This is a genomic window from Streptomyces sp. NPDC006314, assembly GCF_040613075.1.
Lineage (GTDB): Bacteria > Actinomycetota > Actinomycetes > Streptomycetales > Streptomycetaceae > Streptomyces.
In genome coordinates this window covers 17,221-41,057 of sequence record NZ_JBEXRL010000019.1, presented here as the reverse complement: position 1 = coordinate 41,057, position 23,837 = coordinate 17,221, and the positions used below count along the sequence as shown (strand labels likewise).

Genomic DNA, 23,837 nt, shown 5'->3' with positions numbered 1-23,837 from the left:
CTCAGCGCACCGGCTCCAGGAAGCCCTGCTCCACCAGCAGGCGGATCTGTGCGGGCGTCTGATCGCGCAGCACCACCGGGTCCTCGCCCATGAGTTGCGCGATGGCGTCCAGGATCAGGCCCGCGCTCAGCGTGCCGTCGCAGACACCCGCGAACCCTGCGCCGACGGTGTCCACCTTGGTGGCCCGGCGCATCCCTCGGTGCTGGCGCAGCACCACGTGCTCCGGGTCCTCGGCGCCGGGCAGCCCGACCTGCTCCTGGACCACTTCGCCAGCGAGCTTGAAGTGGCTGTCCAGCAGCGCCGCGTCGTCGTGCTCCCGGAGATAGTCGAGGCGCGCGAAATGGGCCCGGATCGTCTCCCCGAGGGGCTGCTCGACCGGGTGCGGCCACTCCTCCACGGTGACGGTGGGTTCGTCGGACCCGGTCCTGCGCAGGGTGATCCAGCCGAAGCCGACCGCCTTGACCTTGCGTGCCTCGAACTCGTCGAGCCAGGCGTCGTAGCGCGCCTGGTACTCCGCCGGATCCCCGCGGTGGTCGCCGGCGTCCCTCAGCCACAGCTCGGCGTACTGCGTGACGTCCTGTACCTCGCGCTGCACGATCCAGGCATCGCACCCGCGCGGCACCCACGACCTGAGTCTGTCCTGCCAGTCCTCCCCCGCCACGTGCTGCCAGTTGGCGAGGAACTGCGCGAATCCGCCCTCGTTCAGCCGTTCCCCCGCCTGCTGAACGAGCGAGCGGCACAGATCGTCCCCGCCCATGCCACCGTCCCGGTAGGTCAGCCGGGCGCCCGGAGAGATCACGAAGGGCGGGTTGGACACGATGAGGTCGAACGTCTCGTCGTCCGCGACCGGCTCGAACAGCGAGCCCTCGCGCAGGTCCGGTGCGGGCGCGCCGGAGAGCGCGAGCGTGAGCGCGGTGATGTGCAGCGCGCGCGGGTTGAGGTCGGTCGCCGTCACGCGCGTGGCGTGCTGGGCGGCGTGCAGCGCCTGGATGCCGGAGCCGGTGCCGAGGTCCAGGGCGGAGTCGACGGGCGTACGGACGGTAATGCCGGCGAGGGTCGTGGAGGCGCCGCCGACGCCGAGGACGACCGCTGTGTCCGCCTGACGGCCCTGCTGTCCGATGCCGCCCGCGCCACCGACCGCGCAGCCGAGGTCGGAGACGATGAACCAGTCCTCGCCGCCCGGTCCGCCGTAGGGCCGTACATCCACGGTCGCGGCCACCTCGTCGCCGCCCACGCGCGTGAGCCAGCCGGCCGCCAGGGCCTCCTCGACCGGCAGCACGGCCGCCACGCGCGCGTGGGGCACCGGTTGCTGGAGCAGGAACAGCCGCACGAGCGTCTCCAGCGGCGTGTCGCCACGGGTCGCCCGCAGGGCGGGCACGGTCTCGCTGCGGGCCAGCGCCGCGTACGCGGGGGCTCCGAGCAGCTCGAGCAGCCCGTCGGCGGTGAAGGAGGCGGCCAGCAGCGCGTCCCGCAGACGCCCTGCGGTCTCGGGCCGGTCGGAAGCGGGCAGGGGGGCGGGTCCGGAGTCAGTCACGCCCCCCATTGTGGCCCGTACGACCCACGAGAGGTGGCCTCAGCGCGCCCCGGACAGGACTTCGGGACCGTCCCGCAGACGCCTCGGCACGCCCCGCGGACAGGGGCACCGAGCCGTTCCGCGACCGGCCCCGGCACCTACGGGCGGAGGCCGCCGGGCCCCGGCCCGCTACCGGTCTCAGCCGGCCGTCGAACCCGTCGGAGACGAAGCCGACGCGGCGACCTTCTTGCAGCTGGCCTGCTGGGCGATCGCGTCCTTGACCTCGCCCTGCTGCAGGTTCTTCAGCGCCTCGGTGCCGCTCTTGTGCTGCTTCTCCAGCTCCGTCATCTGCACGGCGATGTCGTGCAGCCCCGAGGCGAACTTGCCCTGATTCTTCGTGTTCAACGCGTCGACCTGCTTCTTCAGGCCGGCGTAGGAGGCGGCGAGGCCGTTGAGGTTCTTCACCACGTCCTGCTGCCGCTTGGCACCGCCGTCCACCCCGGGAGGCACACCGGCGTCGCTGATGGCGGCGGCGATCGCCTTGTAGCCGTCGGCCATGTCCTGGAAGGCCTGCGAGTCCGTCTTCTGGAGGGTCTCGGGCTTGGCGGTGTCGGCGGCCGTCGTGCTGATCGCCGCGTTCGCCGCCTTGATCTTCGCGTCCTGCGCGGGCACCGCGTCGCACACCGACTTGGCCCAGGCCTCCAGCTTGGGGTCGGGCCCCTTGTCACCGCTGCTGGTGCATCCCGACAGCGCCACTACCAGTACCGCACCGCCGGACAGTGCGGCCGCGAGCTTCTTGTTCACCGGATTGGTCCCTTCCATGGCTCTCGGCCCCCGGAATCTACACGGCGGCCGGCCTCCCTCCACCACCCGAATGACTCACAAGTCATTCTTTGTGACTCTTCGCACCATGGGAGAGAAGGCTCACGACGTGGGTGAGCCCTCACAAGGAAGCGGGCGGGCGGCACGTCAGCGCGCGCCGTCCGCCCGCCCGTTGAGCAGGCCTTCTCGCTGTGGCCTACGACACCACCGCCGTATCCGGCGAGTTGGCGACCCGCGGGGCGCTCTCGTCGTCGCCGACGGCGATCCCGCGCCGCTTGGAGATGTACACGGCGACCACGATCACCAGAAGTGCGAAGGTCGCGATCCCGATCCGTACGCCGAGGTTCTTGTCGTCACCGTAGGAAAACTTGATCACCGCGGGCGCGATGAGCAGCGACACCAGATTCATGACCTTCAGCAGCGGGTTGATCGCCGGTCCGGCGGTGTCCTTGAAGGGGTCGCCGACGGTGTCGCCGATCACCGTGGCCGCGTGGGCCTCACTGCCCTTGCCGCCGTGGTGGCCGTCCTCCACGAGCTTCTTGGCGTTGTCCCAGGCACCGCCCGAGTTGGCGAGGAACACCGCCATGAGCGTGCCCGCACCGATCGCACCGGCGAGGTAGGAGCCGAGCGCGCCGACACCGAGCGTGAACCCGATGAAGATCGGCGCCATGACGGCGAGCAGACCGGGCGTGGCCAGCTCCCGCAGGGCGTCCTTGGTGCAGATGTCGACGACGCGCCCGTACTCGGGCTTCTCGGTGTAGTCCATGATCCCGGGGTGCTCGCGGAACTGCCGCCGCACCTCGAACACCACCGAGCCGGCCGATCGTGACACGGCGTTGATGGCCAGCCCGGAGAAGAGGAAGACGACCGCGGCGCCCGCGATGAGGCCGACGAGGTTGTTGGGCTGCGAGATGTCCAGGGACAGGCTCAGCGGAGAGCCGGGCCCGCTGAGCTTCACCCCGACGTCCTGCACGTTGGTGGTGATCGCGTCGCGGTACGACCCGAACAGCGCCGACGCGGCGAGGACGGCGGTGGCGATGGCGATGCCCTTGGTGATGGCCTTGGTGGTGTTGCCGACCGCGTCCAGGTTGGTGAGCACCTGCGCGCCCGCGCCCTGGACGTCACCGGACATCTCGGCGATGCCCTGCGCGTTGTCGGAGACCGGCCCGAAGGTGTCCATGGCGACGATCACACCGACCGTGGTGAGCAGGCCGGTGCCGGCCAGGGCAACCGCGAACAGCGCCAGCATGATCGACGTACCGCCGAGCAGGAACGCCCCGTACACGCCGAGCCCGATGAGCAGCGCGGTGTAGACGGCCGATTCCAGGCCCACCGAGATGCCGGAGAGGACGACGGTGGCCGGGCCCGTGAGGGAGGTCTTGCCGATGTCCCGGACCGGGCGACGGTTGGTCTCGGTGAAGTAGCCGGTCAGTTGCTGGATGACGGCGGCGAGCAGGATGCCGATGGCCACCGCGACCAGCGCGAGGATCCGCGGGTCGCCGTCCTTGCCCCTGATCGCGGCATCGGTGACGCCGTTGAGGTCGGAGTACTTCGCCGGCAGATAGACGAAGACCGCGACCGCGACCAGCGCGAGGGAGATCACCGCGGAGATGAAGAAGCCGCGGTTGATCGCCGTCATGCCGCTGCGGTCGGCGCGCCGCGGGGCCACCGCGAAGATGCCGATCATCGCGGTGATCACCCCGATGGCGGGCACCAGCAGCGGGAAGGCGAGACCGGCGTCGCCGAAGGCGGCCTTGCCGAGGATGAGCGCGGCCACCAGGGTGACGGCGTACGACTCGAACAGGTCGGCCGCCATGCCCGCACAGTCGCCGACGTTGTCGCCCACGTTGTCGGCGATGGTCGCGGCATTGCGCGGGTCGTCCTCCGGAATGCCCTGCTCGACCTTGCCGACCAGGTCGGCGCCGACGTCGGCGGCCTTGGTGAAGATGCCGCCGCCCACACGCATGAACATCGCGATCAGGGCGGCGCCGAGGCCGAAGCCCTCCAGCACCTTCGGCGCGTCGGCCGCGTACACCAGCACCACACAGGAGGCGCCCAGCAGGCCGAGCCCCACCGTGAACATGCCGACGACGCCGCCCGTGCGAAATGCGATCTTCATCGCGGTGTGCGAGACGGTGGTGAGATCCTTTTCGGGTTCGCCTACGGCCGGAGTGGCTTCCCGGGCCGCGGCGGCGACGCGCACATTGGTGCGCACGGCGAGCCACATGCCGATATAGCCGGTGGCCGCCGAGAACGCGGCTCCGATCAGGAAGAACACCGAGCGGCCGGCACGCTGATTCCAGCCGTCCGCGGGCAGCAGCATGAGCAGGAAGAAGACGACGACGGCGAATACGCCGAGTGTGCGCAGCTGCCGGGCGAGATACGCCTTGGCACCTTCCTGGACCGCCTCCGCGATCCGTTTCATGCTCTCGGTGCCCTCGCCCGCCGCGAGTACCTGACGCACCAGGATTCCCGCGACCACCAGCGCGGCCAGGGCGACCGCCGCGATGACGGTCACGAGGATCCGGTTGTCTTCGGTCAGGACCGCGGCTGCGAGAGTTGTGGGATGACCCAACTGATGAGGGGTAGAAAGCCCCGCCATTCGTCCTCCTTGACGCTTGGGCTGAGCTCAAGATGTGGACGGATTGTAGGTACCCGCGAGTGATCTAAACAGGGGACGGTAAACGGAATTGGCCTTCTCGCGCTCTTCAGCGAACGATCGAGGTCACGCCATCGAACCCGGAAGAGGTAATGCCCTAAAACCATTGACGGCCACATTGACGCTTGATCGAATTATCGGGGTATTGATCGTGAATTCCTTCACGAATTCCGCAGGGTGCCGGAAATACGACAAGGGCCCTGCTCAGCAGGGCCCTGATGAGGTTGCGTGACGACTCAGAGAACCGCCGCGGTCGGCGGTGCGGTCGGCCAGGTCATGCGGATCAGGCCACCGTTCCGGCCGGTGGTGACCTCCACATCGTCGACGAGGCCGCTGATGACCGCGAGGCCCATCTCGTCCTCCTCGATCTCCGCCTCGTTCTGCTGGGCGCCGGGCGTGTCGCCGCCCGGAGTGGCGTGCGGGGCCTCGTCGCCGACCTCGATGGAGAACTGTTTCTCGTCCTCGATCAGCGCCACCTTCACAGGCGCCGTGATGCCGCTGCTCAGATGGAGACCGACGGCACGGGAGCAGGCCTCGCCCACGGCGAGGCGGACCTCGTCGAGAACGGCCTCGTCCACTCCGGCCCTGCGTGCCACCGCTGCCGCCACCAGCCGGGCGGTCCGGACGTGCTCGGGCAGCGCGCTGAAGCGGAGTTCGACGATGGCCATGCATCCCCCTCGCGACTACGGGCGGGCGGTCGGGCGGGCGGGGCCGCCGAGCGCCCGCACCCCTGGTGTACTTCTCTGCCCGGGCCGCTTCGTCTGCATCGGCCCAGGACGGGACCAGCCGGCGTCCGGGCCCCGACAGGAGCCCGACGCCGGCGAGCGGTCCGGGGTCAGTCGGTGGCCGCCACCGCTTCCTCGACCGAGGTGTGGATCGGGAACACCTTGGTGAGGCCGGTGATGCGGAAGATCTTGAGAATGCGCTCCTGGTTGCAGACCAGGCGCAGCGAGCCCTCGTGGGCGCGCACTCGCTTCAGGCCGCCGACCAGCACGCCGAGTCCGGTGGAGTCGAGGAAATCCACGCCCTCCATGTCGACGACGAGATGGAAATTGCCGTCGTTCACCAACTCGACCAGCTGCTCGCGCAGCTTGGGCGCGGTGTATACATCGATTTCGCCACCGCCCTCGACGACCGTACGATCGCCGACGGTACGGGTCGACAGGGACAGGTCCACGGATCCTCCAGCACCTTGCTATCGAGCGGTCGCCCCTCGGGCACCTCAGCTTGCGGCCCTCGGGACGCAACGCCAGCCGCGATGGCATTCAATCACTTACCGGCAGGCGTGCACGACGCCTTGGCTCCATTGTCCGTCACTCCAGTGACACACTCGGTGCCGATGGCCAAGAATCACCGATCCGAACGATCCCTGGTGGACCCGGCGTCCCGCCCGTCCGCGGGCACGATCCTGGACCGACTCGCCTCCGGGCCGAGCCGGTCTGTGCGCATCACTCATACGGAGCACTTGCCCCCGCGCGCGGGTCGGCATGCCGTCTGGCCCGACCGGATTCGCTCGGAGGTGATCGCGGCTGTTCAGGCGTGCGGCATCGAGCACCCCTGGGCCCACCAGGCGCTGGTCGCCGAGCACGCCCTGGACGGCGACTCGGTGGTCGTCGCCACCGGCACCGCCTCCGGCAAGTCCCTCGCCTACCTCGTACCGGTCCTGTCCACCCTTCTGGACGGTTCCGAGGCCCCGAACGGACGCGGCGCCACCACCCTGTATCTGGCCCCCACCAAGGCACTCGCGGCGGACCAGTGCAGGTCGGTGAAGGAACTTTCACAACCTTTGGGCATCGCCATACGCCCAGCCGTGTACGACGGCGACACCCCGGTGGAGGAACGGGAGTGGATCCGCCAGTACGCCAACTACGTCCTCACCAACCCCGACATGCTGCACCGCGGGATACTCCCCTCCCACCCCCGCTGGTCCTCCTTCCTGAAATCCCTCAAGTACGTCGTCATCGACGAGTGCCACACCTACCGGGGTGTCTTCGGTTCGCACGTCGCCCAGGTGCTGCGCCGGCTGCGCCGGCTGTGCGAGCGCTACGGATCCGCGCCCGTTTTCCTGCTGGCCTCGGCGACCGCCGCCGAGCCCGCCGCCGCCGCCCGACGGCTGACCGGTCTGCCGGTGGTCGAGGTCGCCGACGACGCCTCCCCGCGCGGGGAACTGGTCTTCGCCCTCTGGGAGCCCCCGCTCACCGAGCTGCACGGCGAGAGGGGCGCGCCTGTACGGCGTACCGCCACCGCCGAGACCGCCGACCTGCTGACCGACCTCACCGTGCAGGGCGTGCGCTCGGTGGCCTTCGTACGGTCCCGCCGCGGCGCCGAGCTGATCTCGGTGATCACCCAGGAGAAACTGGCCGAGGTCGATCGCTCCCTGGTCCGGCGTGTCGCGGCCTACCGCGGCGGCTACCTCCCCGAGGAGCGCCGTGCCCTGGAACGCGCCCTGCACTCCGGCGAACTCCTCGGCCTCGCCGCCACAACCGCCCTGGAGCTGGGCGTGGACGTCTCCGGCCTGGACGCGGTGGTGATCGCCGGCTACCCGGGCACGCGCGCCTCCCTGTGGCAGCAGGCGGGCCGCGCGGGCCGGTCCGGACAGGGCGCCCTCGCGGTCCTCGTCGCCCGGGACGACCCGCTGGACACCTTCCTCGTCCACCATCCCGAGGCACTGTTCGACCAACCGGTGGAATCGACGGTCCTCGACCCCGACAACCCGTACGTCCTCGCCCCGCACCTGTGCGCCGCTGCCGCGGAACTCCCGCTGACCGAGGAGGACCTGGACCTCTTCGGCCCTGCCTGCGCGGACGTGCTTCCGCAGCTCGAGGCAGCGAAGCTGCTGCGCCGGCGGACCAAGGCCTGGCACTGGACCCGCCGGGAACGGGCCGCCGACCTCACCGACATCCGCGGCGCGGGCGGCCGTCCGGTACAGGTCGTCGAGGCCGGCACCGGCCGCCTGCTCGGCACGGTCGACGCGGGCGCCGCGCACTCCACGGTCCACGAGGGCGCCGTCCACCTGCACCAGGGCCGCACGTACCTGGTGCGCTCCCTGGACCTGGAGGACTCGGTCGCCCTGGTCGAACAGGCCGACCCGCCGTACTCGACGGTCGCCCGCGACACCACCTCGATCTCCATCCTGGAGACGGACACCGAGATCTCGTGGGGCACCGGCCGCCTGTGCTACGGCTCCGTCGAGGTCACCAACCAGGTGGTCTCCTACCTCCGCCGGCGTCTGATCACGGGTGAGGTGCTGGGCGAGACGAAACTCGACCTCCCTCCTCGTACACTGCGCACACGCGCGGTGTGGTGGACGGTCACCGAGGACCAGCTGGACGAGGCCCGGATCATCCCGGAGATCCTCGGCGGCTCCCTGCACGCCGCCGAGCACGCCTCGATCGGCATGCTGCCCCTCTTCGCGACCTGCGACCGCTGGGACATCGGCGGAGTCTCGGTCCCCCTCCACCCCGACACCCTCCTCCCGACGGTCTTCGTCTACGACGGCCACCCCGGCGGCGCGGGCTTCGCCGAGCGCGCCTTCCACACCGCCCGGGCCTGGCTCGCCGCCACCCGCGAGGCCATCGCGTCCTGCGAGTGCGAGGCCGGCTGCCCGTCCTGCATCCAGTCCCCCAAGTGCGGCAACGGCAACGACCCGCTGCACAAGAGGGGGGCGGTACGACTCCTCACGGTGCTGCTGAGAGGGGCGCCGGAGGAGAAGACGGAGGAGCATGCCGAGGGGCAGGAGGAGAAACAGGCGCTGGAGCAGCCGACGGAGGGGCTGGGGGCCGGCCAGGGAAGGCGCCGATGAAGGACGGGGACCGACGGAGGGGCTGAGGCCGGCTTGCCAGGAACCGGAGCCTGGCAACACTGCGGGCTGCCTGAGGCCTCGGCGGTCAGCGACCGGGCGGCTCGGTACTGCCCGACACCGGGACCTGGGGCCCGCCCGGGACGACTGGTGGCACCGGGCCCGCCGGCCCCGCTCTCGCCCTCACCTCCGCCGCGAACGGCCCTCTTCCCGAGGCCACGGTCACGTCCGAGGTCTCGCCCACGATCGCGCACCGCACCAGCCGTACCCCCTGATCCACCGCCAACCGCTCGGCGCGTACGCAGGCCTCCGCACCGCCCTCCGCCCAGTGGTCCGCCGTCGCGAGCGCCGCCAGATCCGCACCGCCGGCCGCCCGGTGCCGGGCGACGACCGCCTGCCCCAGCGCGAGCACGGCACCGAACACCACGCACAGCAAGGCGATCGCCCCCAGACTCCAGACGGTGGCCGACCCTCGGTCGGAGTTCCCCCGGTCGGAGCGCCTCCGAGCGGAGTGCCCTTGGGGGAAGTGACCCCGGACGGAGTGCTGCCGACCGGAGTGCTGCTGCCCGCCCCGCGCCTCACCCCCCTTCACGGCCCTCCTCCTTCGCAGCGCCCACCGTCTCCTCGGCCAGTGCCACGGCCTCCTCACGCACTTCGAAAGGCAGCCCGCCGAGCATCGGCGGCCTGGCCACCACCGTCACCCGGACCTGGTCGCCCTGCCGCCCCACCGTCACGCGCGCCCCGCGCGGCGCCGCCTCCCGGGTCACCGTCAGAACCGCGCCGGCCGGGTCCTGGCGGGCGGCGGCCCGGGCGCCCGTGCGGGCGGCGTCCACGCACTGGATCTGTGCCGCCACCACGAGCAGCCCCCAGACCAGCGCCATCGTGAACGCCACCAGCACGGAGAGCACCACGGCCGCCTCCGCGGTCACGAACCCGCGGTCCCTCCCTCGCTCACATCCGCGCACTGAGAGCCTTCTTCACGATGGCCTGCAGCTCCGCCCTGACCTGGCCGCTGGTGACCACCTCGTAGAGCAGCAACGCGAAGCCGACGGCCGCGATGATTCCCATCGCGTACTCGGACGTCACCATCCCGGCGTCCTGACGGCGTCGGCGGCACATCCCCCGCAGCCGTACCACCGCTTCCTTGATCTTCCTGTTCATCTCAACCCCCATGAGGTCCATGCCTGCTGTCGTTCTCCGTGGTCGACGTCCCGCGCTCAGCCGCTCTCGTACCGCTCACCTCCCTCCCATCACCCCGCCCGCCAGTCCGATCACGACGGGCAGCACGCCGATCGCGATGAACGCGGGCAGGAAGCACAGTCCGACCGGCGCGGAGATCAGTACGGCCGCCCGGCGCGCCCGGGCCGTGGCGGCGCGAGCCCACTCCGCACGGGCATCCGAGGCGAGGCGGGCCACCGGGCCGGCCGCGGGCACCCCGGACTCATCGGTCCGCTCCAGAAGCCGTGCCAGGGTTCCGGCACCGGGCAGCGCGGCCAAACCCCGCCAGGCGTCCGCCGGTTCGCCACCGAGCCGTACCTCCGCCGCACCCCGCGCCAGCGCTTCCCCTACGGGCCCGCCGAGGGCCTCCCCCACCGCCTGCGCGGCGATCACCGGGCCGGCGCCGGCCGCGACACAGGCCGCCAGCAGGTCAGCGGCGAGCGGAAGTTGGCGCGCGGCCGCGGCGGTGTCGAACGCCTCCACCCGGACGGCTGCCGCCTGGCGCTCCCGCCACCGCCACAGCACCACGCCCACGCCGAGCCCCAGCAGGACCCCGCCGACTCCGCCGACCAGCACCCAGGCACCACAGGCCGCCCCGCCGGCCGGCAGCCATCGCCGTACCAGGCCCGGGACCTCGAACGGTGCTCTGGCCGTGGGGACTCCCAGGCCCAGCAGCTCGGCCACCCGGCGCCGCGCCCGGCGCCGCCGGCGTGCCGTCTGCCATCGCTGCACACCCCAGCCGAGGGTCAGCACCACGACCCCAGCCATCCCCAGCCTGTGGACGACTTCCCCGCTCATGCCGCCCACCCTCCCCACCCGATCTGGCTCATTCCGCACATCCCGGCCGCCTCGGCCACCCCGAGCAGCACCACCCCAGCCGTCACCAGCCTCCTCACAACGCCTCCGCTCCCCGTACGATCCGCACCGCCCACCACAGCCCGGCCGCCTCGAACGCCGCCCCACCCACCAGGCACCCCAGTCCGGCCCCGGTGTGCAGGAGCACGTGCAGCGGGTCGGCGCCCATGGCCGCGCCGAGGAGCAGGCCGAAGGCGGGCAGTGCGGCGAGCAGCACCGCCGTGGCCCGGGAACCGGACAACTGGGCACGCAGATCCGCGCGTTGGTCTCGTTCGGCGCGCAGGGCCGCGTCCAGCCGGTCCAGGCCGGCCACGAGTCCCGCGCCCTGGTCAACGGCCACCCGCCAGCACGCGGCCAGTCCGAGCAGGCCCTCGCCGCCCGGCTGCCGGGCCGCCGCGGTGAGCGCGCCGGGCACATCCCCGCCGAACCGCGCGGCCGCGACCACGGCCGCCTGCCCGTCACCGAGTCCGCCGGAGTCCCGCGCGACTCGCATCAGTGCCTCACCGGGCTGCCGTCCCGCACGCACCTCCCCGGCGAGGGCCCCGCACAGGGCGATCACGGCCCCCGCCCGCTGCTCCCGGGTGCGCCTGGCCCGCCGGGCTCGCCGCACCCGGCGCAGCACCGGCACCCCGGCCGCCCCCGCGGCGACCGGAATCACCGATGTACCCAGCAGCGCGAGCAGCAGCCCGGCCATGAGCGCCCACCACTCGGCCCCCACCCGGCCACGCAGCCATCGCAGTCCGCCGAGGACCTGCTGCCAGGAGGGTGGACCGGTGGCCACCACTCCGCCGCCCGCGAGCAGCGACCGCGCCCGCCGCATCCCGTAGTGCCGTCCGCCCAGCAGCCAGACCATCGCGCCCAGGCACAGCGCGGCCCCCATGGACGTCTCATCGATCACTTCGTCACCTCTCCCGCTCGCTCGCGCACCCGGCCGAGCCGCCGAGCAGTTGCTCCAGTCGCTCCCAGCCGCGCTCCCGCGCGAAGGCCCGCTCGCCCCAGCGCAATGCCGGCACCGTCCGCACCAGCCCCGTGGCGTCCCGCTCCAGCACATGCACCTCGGCGATCCGGCGCCGCCCGGACCGGTCCCGTACGAGGTGCAGCACCACGGAGAGGGCGGCCGCCAGCTGGCTGTGCAGCGCCGCCCGGTCGAGCCCGGCGGCCGTGGCCAGCGCCTCAAGACGGGCCGGCACGTCCGCGGCGGCGTTGGCGTGGACCGTGCAACAGCCGCCCTCATGGCCGGTATTGAGCGCCGCGAGCAGATGCACGACCTCGGGTCCGCGCACCTCTCCGACGACCAGCCGGTCGGGCCGCATGCGCAGCGCCTGCCGGACCAGGTCCTCCAGGGTGACCAGGCCGGCACCCTCCTGGTTGGCGGGCCGGGTCTCCAGCCGGACCAGGTGCGGATGATCCGGTCGTAGCTCGGCCGAGTCCTCGGCGAGCACGATCCGTTCACCCGGTCCGACCAGGCCCAGCAGGGCGCTGAGCAGAGTCGTCTTACCGCTTCCCGTGCCACCGCTGACGAGGAAGGACAGCCGGGCCGCCAGCAGAGCCCGCAGGATCCGGTCGCCGCCCGGCGGCACGGTGCCCGCCTCCACCAGCTCCTCCAGCGTGAACGCCCGAGGCCTTACCACGCGCAGTGACAGGCAGGTGCAGCCGACGGCGACCGGGGGCAGCACCGCGTGCAGCCGGGTTCCGTCGGGCAGCCGGGCGTCCGCCCAGGGCCGGGCGTCGTCCAGCCTGCGCCCGGCCACGGCGGCCAGCCGCTGCGCGAGGCGTCGTACGGCCGCCGCGTCCGGGAAGGTCACCTGTGTCAGTTCCAGGCCGCCGCCGCGGTCCACCCACACCCGGTCGGGTGCGGACACCAGGACGTCGGTGACGTGCGGGTCGGCGAGCAGCGGTTCCAGGGGGCCGGCGCCGACGAGTTCGGACCTCAGCTGCCGCGCCGTGCCCAGGACTTCGGCGTCGCCGAGCACCCGGCCCTGTTCACGCAGCGCCTGGGCCACGTGCGCGGGGGTGGGTTCGGCGCCGCTCTCGGCCAGCCGGCGCCGGACGCCGTCGAGCAGGGCCGCGCCGTCGGCCCGGTCGAGTCCGGGGAGGGTCATCGGGTGCCTCCCGCCTCGACCAGGGCCCGCTCCCAGAAGTGCACACAGAAGCGGGCGAGCGGGCCGCGTCCGGTCGCGGCGGGTGGTTTCGGGCCACCCTGGGGGCGCAGCAGTGCCGGTTCGACGGGTACCTCACCGGCCAGCGGCAGGCCAAGCAGCCGGGCCACCTCGTGGTCGTCGAGGCCGGGCGCGTATGGTCCGCGGACCGCGATCCGGACATCGCGTACGACCATCCCGACGGCGGACGCGACGCGTCCGGCGGCCGCGACCGCCCGCAGTTCGGCGGGGACGACGAGCAGGGCCAGGTCGAGCTGGGCGAGGGCTTCGGCGACGCCGTCGTCGAGGCGGCGGGGCAGGTCGACCACGACCGCGCCGCCCCGCCGCCGGGCGGCGGCGAGGACCGCGCGCACCGCCTGGGGCGGAATGGCGACGCAGTCGCCGCGGTCCCAGCTGAGCACGCGCAGGGCGTGCAGTTCCGGCAGCGACTCCTCCAGTGCGCCTCCGCCGAGCCGGCCGCGGGAGGCGGCGAAGGCGGGCCAGCGCAGTCCGTCGGCACTCTCGCCGCCGAGGAGTACGTCGAGTCCGCCACCGAGCGGGTCGGCGTCCACGAGGAGGGTGCGCAGTCCCTCGCGCGCGGAGGTGACGGCGAGGGCGCAGGCGAGCGTGGACGCGCCTGCTCCGCCCCGGCCACCGATCACCCCGACGGTGAGGGCCGGACGGCCGACCCCCTCGGCCACGTCGGCGATGCGGTCGACCAGCCACTGTTCGCCGTCGGGGAGCATCAGGACGTGGTCGGCGCCGATCTGCACGGCTCGTTTCCACACCCCCGAGTCGTCCTGGTCCCGGCCGACCAGCACCACTCCGCGCCGCCGCGTGGCCCCGCGGACCCGGCGGGCGGCGTCGTCGCCGACCAGTACGAGCGGGGCCGCCTCCCAGCCGTCGCCGTGTTCCGGTACGCCGTGGTGGACCTCGGGTGTGGCACCGGCGGCCGCGCACAGGCGCAGCAGATCGTCCAGGAGCTCGGCGTCCTCGGTGAGGATGAGCGGCCGTCCGGGCCGCCCTTCGCCGGCCGGCGGCGGGTCGTGGGTGATGGTTCCGGTCACGCTGTTCCCCCTTCGCTGCGTGTTCCGCGCAACCCCTGCGGCCACGCGATTCCCAAAGATGTGAAGAACCGGCAAGCGGCCTCCATATGAGCGGCCGATAGGAACCGGCCATACGCGCTCCGGCAATCAGAACCGGCCATGAACTCCGCCGCGGCCGGAGGCGCTTGAATCACGGTGCAGCGATCCTCGAAATCTCGTGGATCTTGGTGGAAAACAGTGGACAACTCGGATGCTGTGAATATCGCCGTCACCCATACCGGTGACTCCCGCACTGATCCCCGCACGCCTTCCGCAGAGCATCCCTACGATTACCGTGAGTAACGGACTGTGGGCATGCAGAAGAAGCGGCCGGAGCGTCACAGCGCCGGCCGCGCGACCGCGTACGGGAGAGGGAGGAGCGAGAAAACCCACCCGGACATGCGACGACCCCCGCCGGGGGGGAGAGCGGGGGTCGTCCCCACGGCCGACTCGGGGGGGGAGGAGTCGGGCCGGGTTAGCACGGTCGCGAACGATCCGTGACTTCCATGGTGTACCCGAGAGCCCTCTCAGGCAAACCCACGCGCCCCACCTTACGCCGAATGGTGGGCGCATATGCTCAGGGACGTGGAAAACCACTCCCTGCCCCGCGCAGCAGCCTTCTTTGACCTGGACAAGACGGTCATTGCGAAGTCGAGCACTCTCACCTTCAGCAAGTCCTTCTACCAAGGCGGGCTGATCAACCGCAGGGCCGCGCTGCGTACCGCATATGCCCAGTTCGTCTTCCTGGCCGGCGGCCTGGACCACGACCAGATGGAGCGCATGCGCGAGTATCTGTCCGCCCTGTGCCGCGGCTGGAACGTCCAGCAGGTGCGGGAGATCGTCGCCGAAACCTTGCACGACCTCATCGACCCGATCATCTACGACGAGGCCGCCTCACTCATCGAGGAGCACCACACGGCCGGGCGGGACGTCGTGATCGTGTCCACCTCGGGCGCCGAGGTGGTCGAGCCGATCGGCGACCTGCTGGGCGCGGACCGGGTGGTGGCCACCCGCATGGTCGTCGGCGAGGACGGCTGCTTCACCGGGGAGGTGGAGTACTACGCCTACGGCCCGACCAAGGCCGAGGCGATCAGGGAGCTGGCCGCGTCCGAGGGCTACGACCTCGACCGCTGCTACGCCTACAGCGACTCCGCGACCGACCTGCCGATGCTCCGGGCGGTCGGGCACCCGCACGTCGTGAACCCGGACCGCGCGCTGCGCCGCGAGGCACTCGCGCGCGGGTGGCCGGTTCTGGAGTTCCGCCGCCCGGTCCCACTCAAGAAGCGGCTGCCCACGCTCTCGGTCCCGCCCCGCCCGGCACTGGTCACGATGGCGGCGGTGGGAGCGGCCGCCGCGACCGCCGGCCTCGTCTGGTACGCCAGCCGGCGCCGCGGCACCGCCTGAACGGCGCCTGTTTCACCCCGTTCGAACCCGAAAGTAAAGAAGTGCAGGCAGGGGTTCCGCTTACTCCCGGCTCGCGGTACAAAGAACTCAGGCCCGCGAGACCACAGGACATCCGTGAGGATCACCTACCCCTACGCACCTGGCCCCACGGACCCCGCATGAACACCGGGCACCCACGCGACGTCGACCCGTCGATTACGGGCCAGCCGCACCAGGTGACGGGCGAAGTTCCCGACCTGATGGGCATATATCGAGGACGCTTGGTAACTGGGTGAGCATGCCAGCGGCGGTACGAGAACTCGTACCGCCGCAACCCATGTCGGGGGGTACCCTCAGGCCGCCCCGCGCTGCAGCGCCTCGCACACCGCCGTCGACTCACGGACACCCAGCTCGATCGCCCTGCCGCAGTGAGCGATCCAGGCGGCCACACCCTCTGGGGTGCCGGAGACGTATCCGTCCAGTGCGGCCAGGTAGGAGGCGCGGCCCAGTTCTGCGTGGCCGACCTCGGCCGGGCAGACCGCCTTCGGGTCCAGGCCGCTGCCGATCAGCACGATCCGCTCGGCCGCGCGCGCGACCAGGCCGTTGTGGGACACGAAGGGGCGCAGCGCGAGCAGTTCGCCGTGCACCACTGCGGCCGTCACCAGCGCGGGCGCGGACGTCCCCGCGATGATCAGGTCCGCCAGCCCCTCGAGGCGACCGGAGACCTCGCGGGCATCCGGCAGCGGCAGCTCGATCAGCGGCTCGTCCACCGCCTCGCCGGCCTGACGGGGTCTGCCGACCTGCTCGTCCTTGTCCGCCGCGGCGACCAGGTGCAGGCGGGCCAGCACCCGGAGGGGCGACTGCCGCCAGATGGACAGCAGCTGTCCGCCCTCGGCCGACAGCCGCAGGGCCGCGCCCACGACCCGTGACTCGGCGTCGGCACCGAAGTCGGTGCGTCGCCGCACCTCCTCGAGGGCCCAGTCCGCGCCGGACAGCGCCGCCGAGCCACGGGCACCGCGCAGGGCCGCCTCGGAGGTGATCGCATTGCTGCGGCGCCGCATGATCCGGTGCCCGTAGACCCGGTCCACGGCCTTGCGCACGGACTCCACGGACTCGGCCACACCGGGCAGCGAGCCCAGGGCCGCGAGCGGATCGGCGTTCGCGCCTGTCGTACTCATGAGTACGACAGTACGCATCCCACGGGCCAGCCCCACGAAGGAGTGGTCTTCTTCACTTCCCATGCCACGTACAGCGATCACGCGACTACGCTTCGTGAACATGAAAATTGCTTTCGTCGGGAAGGGCGGCAGCGGCAAGACCACGCTCTCCTCCCTCTTCATCCGCCACCTCGCGGCAGCCGGTGCCCCGGTCGTCGCCATCGACGCGGACATCAACCAGCACCTCGGTCCCGCGCTCGGCCTCGACGAGGCGGAGGCGGCCGCGCTGCCCGCCATGGGTGAACGGCTGCCACTGATCAAGGACTATCTGCGCGGTGGCAATCCGCGCATCGCCTCCACCGCGACGATGATCAAGACGACCCCGCCCGGGGAGGGCTCGCGGCTGGTCCGGGTGCGGGAACCCAACGCGATCTACGACGCCTGCGCGCGTCCGGTGGAACTCGACGGCGGCGCCGTCCGTTTGATGGTCACCGGCCCCTTCACGGACGCTGATCTGGGGGTCGCCTGCTACCACTCCAAGACGGGAGCGGTAGAGCTGTTCCTGAACCACCTCGTCGACGGCCCCGACGAGTACGTCGTGGTCGACATGACGGCCGGTTCGGACTCCTTCGCCTCCGGCATGTTCACCCGCTTCGACATGACGTTCCTCGTCGCCGAGCCGACCCGGAAGGGGGTCTCCGTCTACCGCCAGTACAAGGACTACGCCCGTGACTTCGGCGTCGCACTGAAGGTCGTCGGCAACAAGATCCAGGAACAGGACGACATCGACTTTCTGCGCGCGGAGGTCGGGGACGACCTGCTCGTGACGGTCGGCCGCTCGGACTGGGTGCGCGCCATGGAGAAGGGCCGCCCGCCGCGGTTCGACCTCCTCGAGGAGGCCAACTCGCGTGCCCTGCACACCCTCCGCGCCACCGCGGACGCCACGTACGAGCTGCGGGACTGGGAGCGGTACACACGTCAGATGGTGCACTTCCACCTGAAGAACGCCGAGGCGTGGGGCAACGAGCGCACCGGGGCCGACCTGGCTGCGCAGGTCGACCCCGGGTTCGTGCTCGGCGAGGGCGTGGCAACGCCCGTGTGACGCTACTGCTGGACCGCCGGCGCCCCGGGGGCGCCCTTGGGTGCCGGGGCCGGGCGGCCGGAGAGGAAGGACGCCCAGCCCTGCCGGGGGGCTTCGCCCACCTTGAGGCTGCGCAGCTTCTTCAGGGTCTCGGGGTCCTGGGCGTCCAGCCAGTCGACCAACTGATGGAAGGAGACACAGCGCACCTCGGGCTTGTTGCACACCTCCCGCACCACCTCTTCGACGGCGCGCATGTAAGTGCCGCCGTTCCAGGACTCGAAGTGGTTGCCGATGATCAGGGGTGCGCGGTTGCCGTCGTAGGCGCGGTAGAAGCCCTTGATCAGGCCGTCGCGCATCTGATCGCCCCAGTAGTCGAACTTGTCGGGGTCGCCCTGCGTCTGGGTGCCGGACTGGGTGACCATGAAGTTGTAGTCCATGGTCAGCTGCTCATAGGTATGGCCGGGGAAGGGCACCAGCTGCATCGACAAGTCCCACAGGCCCTGGTTCTTCTTGGGCCAGACCTGGTCGTTGACGCCGCTGGAGTCATAGCGGAAGCCCAGCTGGCGTGCGGCCTTCATGAAGTTCTTCTGCCCTTCGAGGCAGGGGGTGCGGGCGCCGATCAGCTCCTTGTCGTAGTCGAAGGGCAGGGGGGCCGCCTTCTCCATGCCGGTGTTGGTCTTCCAGGTCTTCACGAACTGCTTGGCCTGGGCGATCTCACTCTTCCACTCCTCCACCGACCATTCGCCGACCCCGCCGCCGGGGCCGCAGAAGTGGCCGTTGAAGTGGGTGCCGATCTCGTTGCCCTCGAGCCAGGCCAGCCGCACCTGCTTGACGGTGTCGGCGATGCCCTGCTCGTCGTTGAAGCCGATCTCCGAGCTGCCCCGTGAGTGCTGCGGTGGTCTGTAGAGGTCGCGCTTCTCCTCCGGCAGCATGTACACGCCGCTGAGGAAGTACGTCATCGTCGCGTGGTTCTCCTTGGAGACCTTGCGGAAGTGGGAGAACAGCTTCTGGCTGTCCTCGCCGGCGCCGTCCCAGGAGAACACCACGAACTGCGGGGGCTTCTGACCGGGCTTCAGCCGCTCAGGCGTGGGCACGTATGGCTGCCCGCCGGTGTACGCGGTGGATCCGTCACCGATCAGGCGGAGCGCGCTGTTGGGTGCCGGCGCTCCCCGCCGCGGGCCGGACGTTCCTTCCTTCGAGCCGTGGGAGCCGTTCGCACAACCGGCGAGCGACGTGGCACAGGCCGCGGCGACCATGGCACCGACGGCGATTCTCTGGGTGGCGGCCATGTTCCGCCCACCTTCTTCCTTCTCTCAGACGAACGCTGACGAGGGCCTTTGTGGCTATGCGCCGGGTTTGGACCGACAGCGTCGCCAAGGTCCCACGGGCCCGAGAGGGAATTAATACGACAAGCCGATGAAATGCTCGCTTCATCCGAGTGGGTGACTAGATGAGCCAGATGCCCTGAAAAGTTATGCATTGTCTTTACTCTGCATTACGGTTCATTTACCGAGTGTTGATTCATCCCGCCGCTGCACGCCGTGACCCACGGCCGCGACCGAGCCCGCCCCACGACACGGGTCCCACCCAGTCCGCGACCGCGCCGCCCCGGAGGAGACGGGAACATGCCGACAACCTGCACACCCCCTCACGCCCAGCACCCCCACCCACCGCAAAGCCCCGCTCCCGGGCGCCGCCGCCGCTTCCCCGTCGAGGGCGCCGATGTGTCCGCCGCCGTCGCGGTGTTCCTCATCGCCCTGCCGCTGTCGCTGGGCATCGCCCTTGCCACCGGCGCCCCGCTCCAGGCGGGCCTCGTCGCCGCCGCCGTGGGCGGAGTGGTCGCCGGCCGGCTCGGCGGCTGCCCCCTGCAGGTCAGCGGCCCCGCCGCCGGGCTCACCGTCGTCACCGCCGATCTGATCCACCGGTACGGCTGGCGGGCGACCTGCTGCATCACCGTCCTCGCCGGTCTCGCCCAGCTCGGCCTCGGCTGCCTGCGGGTGGCACGCGGCGCGCTCGCGGTCAGCCCCGCCGTGGTGCACGGCATGCTGGCCGGCATCGGCATCACCATCGCCGTCGCCCAGCTGCACATCGTCCTCGGCGGCAGCCCGGACAGCTCCGTCCTCGCCAACCTGCGGGCACTGTCCGCCCAGTTGGCCCACCTGCACCCGGCCGCCGTGTCCATGAGCGCGCTGACCCTGGCCCTGCTTCTCGCCTGGCCGCGCCTCCCGGGCCGCGTCGGCCAGGGACTGCGCAAGGTGCCGGCCGCCCTCGTCGCCGTCGCCGGCGCCACCGCGACCGCCACCCTCGCGGGTCTGACCCTGCCCCGGGTCGACCTGCCGTCCTGGCGCAGTCATGCGCTGGCCGGACTGCCCGAGGGCCCGGTGCTCGGGATCGCGGCCGCCGTGCTCACCACCACCCTGGTGTGCAGCGTGCAGTCACTGCTCGGCGCGGTGGCCGTGGACAAGCTGGTCGCCGCACGGCCCGGCCCGCAGTCCCGCGTCGGCCGCTCCGATCTGGACCGGGAACTGCTGGGTCAGGGCGCCGCCAACATCGTCTCCGGGGCGCTCGGCGGCCTGCCCGTGGCCGGGGTGGCCGTGCGCAGCACCGCGAATGTGAACTCCGGTGCCGTGAGCCGGAACTCCACGATGCTGCACGGCGTTCTCGTAGTAGTCGCCGCGCTGCTGATGGTCCCGGTCCTGGAGGAGATCCCGCTCGCCTCCCTCGCCGCCCTGGTGATGGCCGTCGGCATCCAGATGGTGTCCCTCCACCACATCCGCACGGTGACACGCCACCGCGAAGTGCCGGTCTACGCCGCCACCACACTCGGCGTGGTGCTCCTCGGCGTCCTGGAGGGCGTGCTCCTCGGGGTCGCCGTGGCGGTCGCCCTCGCTCTGCACCGCCTCACCCACACCCGCATCACTCATGAAGACAAGGAAGGAGTCCATCACGTACGTGTACGAGGCCAGCTGACGTTCCTCGCGGTGCCCCGGCTCAGCAGAGCCCTGCATCTCGTACCCCAAGGCGCCCACGCCGTTGTGGAGTTGGACGGATCGTTCATGGACCACGCGGCGTACGAGTCACTGCAGGACTGGCGCAGCTCCCACACCGCACGGGGCGGCACGGCCGAACTGTCGGGCCGGCGCGGCGGAATCCGGACCGCCGAGCCGACCGCGTCCGACGAGTGCCGATGCCGGCCCTGGACGCCCTGGCGCAATCACCAGTCCTGCTTCGCGGGGGCTCCGGCAGCCCCGGCAGGCCGGGAAGCGGCGCGGGAACTGGCCCGTGGCATCAGCTCGTTCCAGCGCAATACCGCGCCGCTGGTGCGGGAGGAGCTGGCGCGGCTCGCCCGGGAGGGCCAGCAGCCCTCACATCTCTTCCTCACCTGCGCCGACTCCCGGCTCGTCACGTCGATGATCACCGCCAGTGGTCCCGGCGACCTGTTCGTCGTCCGCAACGTCGGCAACCTAGTGCCGCCGCCGGCCGAGGAGTGCGGCGACGACTCGGTGGCGGCCGCCATCGAGTACGCGGTGGACGTGCTCGGGGTGCGCTCCATCACGGTGTGCGGGCACTCCGGGTGCGGGGCGATGCAGGCGCTGCTGGCCGCGGAGAGCGCGGGCGGGGGCACCCCGTTGCGGCGGTGGCTGCGGCACGGGCTGCCCAGCCTCGCGCGGATGGCCGGCGACCGCCGCGCCTGGCCCCGGCTGGCCGTGCGGGCGCCCGCGGACGCGGTGGAGCAGCTGTGCCTGATCAATGTGGTTCAGCAGCTGGATCACCTGCGGGCGCACGCCCCGGTCGCCCGGGCGCTGGCCAGGGGCGAACTGGAACTGCACGGCATGTACTTCCATGTAGGGGAGGCGCAGGCGTATCTGCTCGCCCGGACGGAAGGAGGCACGGTCTTCGAGGACGTCACGGAAGGCGTCACCGGAAGCGCCGGCGAAGGCGTCACGGAGTGTGAAGAGGTACGCAGTGCGGTGTGAACGGCGGACGTCCAGACAGGTCTAAACCAATTTTCCGGCCGACCCTTGTCATCGGCCCCCCCGTCTGATGAGCTGTGGCCTGGGACACAACGGACACCCTTGGAAAGGGAGATGTCGTGAGCAACGAGAGCCTGGCCAACCTGCTCAAGGAAGAACGCAGGTTCGCGCCCCCCGCCGACCTGGCAGCGCACGCCAACGTCACCGCGGAGGCGTATGAACAGGCCAAGGCTGACAGGCTCGGCTTCTGGGCCGAGCAGGCCCGCAGGCTGACCTGGGCCAAGGCGCCGACCGAGACGCTGGACTGGTCGAACCCGCCGTTCGCCAAGTGGTTCAGGGACGGCGAGCTGAACGTCGCGTACAACTGCGTGGACCGGCATGTGGAGGCCGGGCACGGGGACCGCGTCGCCATCCACTTCGAGGGCGAGCCCGGCGACAGCCGCTCGATCACCTACGCGGAGCTGAAGGACGAGGTCTCCCAGGCCGCCAACGCCCTGCTGGAGCTGGGTGTCCGCAAGGGCGACCGAGTCGCCATCTACATGCCGATGATCCCGGAGACCGCGATCGCGATGCTGGCCTCGGCCCGGATCGGCGCCGCGCACTCCGTCGTCTTCGGCGGCTTCTCGGCGGACGCGCTCGCGACCCGTATCCAGGACGCGGACGCCAAGGTCGTCATCACGGCCGACGGCGGCTACCGGCGCGGCAAGCCGTCCGCGCTCAAGCCCGCCGTGGACGAGGCGGTCGAGAAGGCGGGGAACGTCGAGCACGTGCTCGTGGTGCGCCGTACCGGACAGGACGTGGCCTGGAGCGGCGAGCGCGACATCTGGTGGCACGAGCTGGTCGGGCGGCAGTCCGCCGAGCACACCCCGGAGGCGTTCGAGGCGGAGCACCCGCTGTTCATCCTCTACACCTCGGGCACGACGGGTAAGCCGAAGGGCATCCTGCACACCTCCGGCGGGTACCTCACCCAGACGGCGTACACCCACTGGGCGGTGTTCGACCTCAAGCCGGAGACGGACGTGTACTGGTGCACGGCCGACGTCGGCTGGGTCACCGGGCACTCGTACATCGTCTACGGGCCGCTGGCCAACGGCGCGACACAGGTCATGTACGAGGGCACGCCGGACACCCCGCACCAGGGCCGGTTCTGGGAGATCGTGCAGAAGTACAAGGTCACGATCCTCTACACCGCACCGACCGCGATCCGGACCTTCATGAAGTGGGGCGACGACATCCCCGCCAAGTTCGACCTCAGCAGTCTGCGGGTCCTGGGGTCGGTCGGCGAGCCCATCAATCCCGAGGCGTGGATCTGGTACCGCAAGCACATCGGTGCCGACAAGACGCCCGTCGTGGACACGTGGTGGCAGACCGAGACCGGCGCGATGATGATCTCGCCGTTGCCGGGCGTGACCGAGGCCAAACCCGGTTCGGCGCAGCGTCCGCTGCCCGGCATCAGCGCGACCGTCGTGGACGACGAGGCGAGCGAGGTGCCCGACGGCGGCGGTGGCTACCTGGTGCTGACCGAGCCGTGGCCGGCCATGCTGCGCACCATCTGGGGCGACGACCAGCGGTTCCTCGACACCTACTGGTCCCGCTTCGAGGGCAAGTACTTCGCCGGTGACGGCGCCAAGAAGGACGACGACGGGGACATCTGGCTGCTGGGCCGGGTGGACGACGTCATGCTCGTGTCCGGGCACAACATCTCCACCACCGAGGTGGAGTCGGCCCTGGTCTCGCACCCCTCGGTCGCCGAGGCGGCCGTCGTCGGCGCCGCCGACGAGACGACCGGCCAGGCGATCGTCGCCTTCGTGATCCTGCGCGGTACGGCATCGGAGACCGAGACGCTCGTCGGCGAGCTGCGCGATCACGTGGGCGCCACGCTCGGCCCGATCGCCAAGCCCAAGCGGATCCTGCCGGTGGCGGAGCTGCCGAAGACCCGCTCCGGCAAGATCATGCGCCGGCTGCTGCGGGACGTGGCCGAGAACCGCCAGCTCGGTGACGTGACCACACTGACCGACTCCACGGTCATGGAGCTCATCCAGACCAAGCTCCCGGCGGCGCCGAGCGAGGACTGACCCGCACAGCAGGGCCCGAAGGGGCACCCGGACGACGACGCGCCGGGTGCCCCCTTCTGCGTCTAACGTGAGAGCACC

Annotated in this window: 19 protein-coding genes; 5 read left to right on the top strand and 14 right to left on the bottom strand. The window is 71.3% G+C overall.

Going from position 1 to position 23,837, the window contains the following annotated elements; all coding sequences use genetic code 11:
• Position 1 precedes the first annotated feature (1 nt).
• The 5 genes from ABZ079_RS28605 to bldG form a co-directional block, all read right to left on the bottom strand.
• A complete protein-coding gene (locus tag ABZ079_RS28605) occupies positions 2-1,543 on the bottom strand; it encodes a class I SAM-dependent methyltransferase (protein ID WP_356942319.1) in 1,542 nt (513 codons plus the stop codon).
• A 168-nt stretch (positions 1,544-1,711) separates the two neighbouring features.
• Positions 1,712-2,335 (bottom strand): small secreted protein, encoded by a 624-nt coding sequence (locus ABZ079_RS28600; RefSeq protein WP_356942318.1) that lies wholly within the window; start codon positions 2,333-2,335, stop codon positions 1,712-1,714.
• 196 nt (positions 2,336-2,531) lie between these two features.
• A complete protein-coding gene (locus tag ABZ079_RS28595; protein WP_356942317.1) occupies positions 2,532-4,937 on the bottom strand; it encodes a sodium-translocating pyrophosphatase in 2,406 nt (801 codons plus the stop codon).
• Between the two features lie 293 nt (positions 4,938-5,230).
• Positions 5,231-5,662, bottom strand: a complete 432-nt coding sequence (locus ABZ079_RS28590) for an ATP-binding protein (RefSeq protein ID WP_356942316.1) — start codon at positions 5,660-5,662, stop codon at positions 5,231-5,233.
• Between the two features lie 167 nt (positions 5,663-5,829).
• The gene (gene bldG, locus ABZ079_RS28585) at positions 5,830-6,171 is read right to left on the bottom strand and encodes an anti-sigma factor antagonist BldG (RefSeq protein WP_356942315.1); all 342 of its coding nucleotides are present in this window, start codon (positions 6,169-6,171) and stop codon (positions 5,830-5,832) included.
• 81 nt (positions 6,172-6,252) lie between these two features.
• Here bldG and ABZ079_RS28580 point away from each other — a divergent pair, with 81 nt between their 5' ends.
• A complete protein-coding gene (locus ABZ079_RS28580) occupies positions 6,253-8,796 on the top strand; it encodes a DEAD/DEAH box helicase (protein ID WP_356942314.1) in 2,544 nt (847 codons plus the stop codon).
• Positions 8,797-8,881: 85 nt separating this feature from the next.
• On the opposite strand, the gene ABZ079_RS28575 is transcribed toward ABZ079_RS28580, so the two are convergent.
• The 7 genes from ABZ079_RS28575 to ssd form a co-directional block, all read right to left on the bottom strand.
• Positions 8,882-9,385: an Rv3654c family TadE-like protein gene (locus ABZ079_RS28575; protein ID WP_356942313.1), complete on the bottom strand. Its 504-nt coding sequence runs from the start codon at positions 9,383-9,385 to the stop codon at positions 8,882-8,884.
• Entirely contained in the window at positions 9,372-9,722 is a 351-nt protein-coding gene (locus ABZ079_RS28570; RefSeq protein ID WP_356942312.1) for a TadE family type IV pilus minor pilin, read from the bottom strand. The genes ABZ079_RS28575 and ABZ079_RS28570 overlap by 14 nt, the downstream gene beginning before the upstream one ends.
• A gap of 22 nt (positions 9,723-9,744) precedes the next feature.
• A complete protein-coding gene (locus ABZ079_RS28565) occupies positions 9,745-9,954 on the bottom strand; it encodes a DUF4244 domain-containing protein (protein ID WP_356942311.1) in 210 nt (69 codons plus the stop codon).
• 75 nt (positions 9,955-10,029) lie between these two features.
• Positions 10,030-10,809 (bottom strand): type II secretion system F family protein, encoded by a 780-nt coding sequence (locus tag ABZ079_RS28560; RefSeq protein ID WP_356942310.1) that lies wholly within the window; start codon positions 10,807-10,809, stop codon positions 10,030-10,032.
• A gap of 94 nt (positions 10,810-10,903) precedes the next feature.
• The gene (locus tag ABZ079_RS28555; RefSeq protein WP_356942410.1) at positions 10,904-11,746 is read right to left on the bottom strand and encodes a type II secretion system F family protein; all 843 of its coding nucleotides are present in this window, start codon (positions 11,744-11,746) and stop codon (positions 10,904-10,906) included.
• A 22-nt stretch (positions 11,747-11,768) separates the two neighbouring features.
• Positions 11,769-12,968 carry a TadA family conjugal transfer-associated ATPase gene (locus ABZ079_RS28550; protein ID WP_356942309.1) on the bottom strand — a complete coding sequence of 400 codons (1,200 nt, stop codon included), beginning with the start codon at positions 12,966-12,968 and terminating at the stop codon, positions 11,769-11,771.
• Positions 12,965-14,071 (bottom strand): septum site-determining protein Ssd, encoded by a 1,107-nt coding sequence (gene ssd, locus ABZ079_RS28545; protein ID WP_356942308.1) that lies wholly within the window; start codon positions 14,069-14,071, stop codon positions 12,965-12,967. Before ssd ends, ABZ079_RS28550 begins: the two co-directional genes overlap by 4 nt.
• A gap of 591 nt (positions 14,072-14,662) precedes the next feature.
• Between ssd and ABZ079_RS28540 the strand changes: the two genes are divergently transcribed.
• The gene (locus ABZ079_RS28540; RefSeq protein WP_356942307.1) at positions 14,663-15,493 is read left to right on the top strand and encodes an HAD-IB family hydrolase; all 831 of its coding nucleotides are present in this window, start codon (positions 14,663-14,665) and stop codon (positions 15,491-15,493) included.
• Between the two features lie 332 nt (positions 15,494-15,825).
• On the opposite strand, the gene ABZ079_RS28535 is transcribed toward ABZ079_RS28540, so the two are convergent.
• On the bottom strand, positions 15,826-16,650 hold the full coding sequence (locus tag ABZ079_RS28535) for an oxidoreductase (protein WP_356942306.1): 825 nt from the start codon (positions 16,648-16,650) through the stop codon (positions 15,826-15,828).
• Between the two features lie 100 nt (positions 16,651-16,750).
• Between ABZ079_RS28535 and ABZ079_RS28530 the strand changes: the two genes are divergently transcribed.
• On the top strand, positions 16,751-17,731 hold the full coding sequence (locus ABZ079_RS28530; RefSeq protein ID WP_356942305.1) for an ATP-binding protein: 981 nt from the start codon (positions 16,751-16,753) through the stop codon (positions 17,729-17,731).
• Positions 17,732-17,733: 2 nt separating this feature from the next.
• Here ABZ079_RS28530 and ABZ079_RS28525 read toward each other — a convergent pair whose 3' ends face one another.
• Positions 17,734-18,999 carry a hypothetical protein gene (locus ABZ079_RS28525; RefSeq protein ID WP_356942304.1) on the bottom strand — a complete coding sequence of 422 codons (1,266 nt, stop codon included), beginning with the start codon at positions 18,997-18,999 and terminating at the stop codon, positions 17,734-17,736.
• Between the two features lie 336 nt (positions 19,000-19,335).
• On the opposite strand from ABZ079_RS28525, the gene ABZ079_RS28520 reads away from it, so the two are divergent.
• Entirely contained in the window at positions 19,336-21,687 is a 2,352-nt protein-coding gene (locus ABZ079_RS28520) for a SulP family inorganic anion transporter (RefSeq protein WP_356942303.1), read from the top strand.
• Between the two features lie 116 nt (positions 21,688-21,803).
• Positions 21,804-23,759 (top strand): acetate--CoA ligase, encoded by a 1,956-nt coding sequence (gene acs, locus ABZ079_RS28515; RefSeq protein ID WP_356942302.1) that lies wholly within the window; start codon positions 21,804-21,806, stop codon positions 23,757-23,759.
• Positions 23,760-23,837: the final 78 nt, after the last annotated feature.

Coding starts and splice junctions, on each gene's coding strand:
- ABZ079_RS28605 (WP_356942319.1), bottom strand. CDS start 1,543: ATGGGGGGCGTGACTGACTCCGGACCCGCCCCCCTGCCCGCTTCCGAC.
- ABZ079_RS28600 (WP_356942318.1), bottom strand. CDS start 2,335: ATGGAAGGGACCAATCCGGTGAACAAGAAGCTCGCGGCCGCACTGTCC.
- ABZ079_RS28595 (WP_356942317.1), bottom strand. CDS start 4,937: ATGGCGGGGCTTTCTACCCCTCATCAGTTGGGTCATCCCACAACTCTC.
- ABZ079_RS28590 (WP_356942316.1), bottom strand. CDS start 5,662: ATGGCCATCGTCGAACTCCGCTTCAGCGCGCTGCCCGAGCACGTCCGG.
- ABZ079_RS28580 (WP_356942314.1), top strand. CDS start 6,253: ATGGCATTCAATCACTTACCGGCAGGCGTGCACGACGCCTTGGCTCCA.
- ABZ079_RS28565 (WP_356942311.1), bottom strand. CDS start 9,954: ATGAACAGGAAGATCAAGGAAGCGGTGGTACGGCTGCGGGGGATGTGC.
- ABZ079_RS28560 (WP_356942310.1), bottom strand. CDS start 10,809: ATGAGCGGGGAAGTCGTCCACAGGCTGGGGATGGCTGGGGTCGTGGTG.
- ABZ079_RS28555 (WP_356942410.1), bottom strand. CDS start 11,746: ATGGGGGCCGCGCTGTGCCTGGGCGCGATGGTCTGGCTGCTGGGCGGA.
- ABZ079_RS28550 (WP_356942309.1), bottom strand. CDS start 12,968: ATGACCCTCCCCGGACTCGACCGGGCCGACGGCGCGGCCCTGCTCGAC.
- ABZ079_RS28540 (WP_356942307.1), top strand. CDS start 14,663: ATGCTCAGGGACGTGGAAAACCACTCCCTGCCCCGCGCAGCAGCCTTC.
- ABZ079_RS28535 (WP_356942306.1), bottom strand. CDS start 16,650: ATGAGTACGACAGGCGCGAACGCCGATCCGCTCGCGGCCCTGGGCTCG.
- ABZ079_RS28530 (WP_356942305.1), top strand. CDS start 16,751: ATGAAAATTGCTTTCGTCGGGAAGGGCGGCAGCGGCAAGACCACGCTC.
- ABZ079_RS28525 (WP_356942304.1), bottom strand. CDS start 18,999: ATGGCCGCCACCCAGAGAATCGCCGTCGGTGCCATGGTCGCCGCGGCC.
- ABZ079_RS28520 (WP_356942303.1), top strand. CDS start 19,336: ATGCCGACAACCTGCACACCCCCTCACGCCCAGCACCCCCACCCACCG.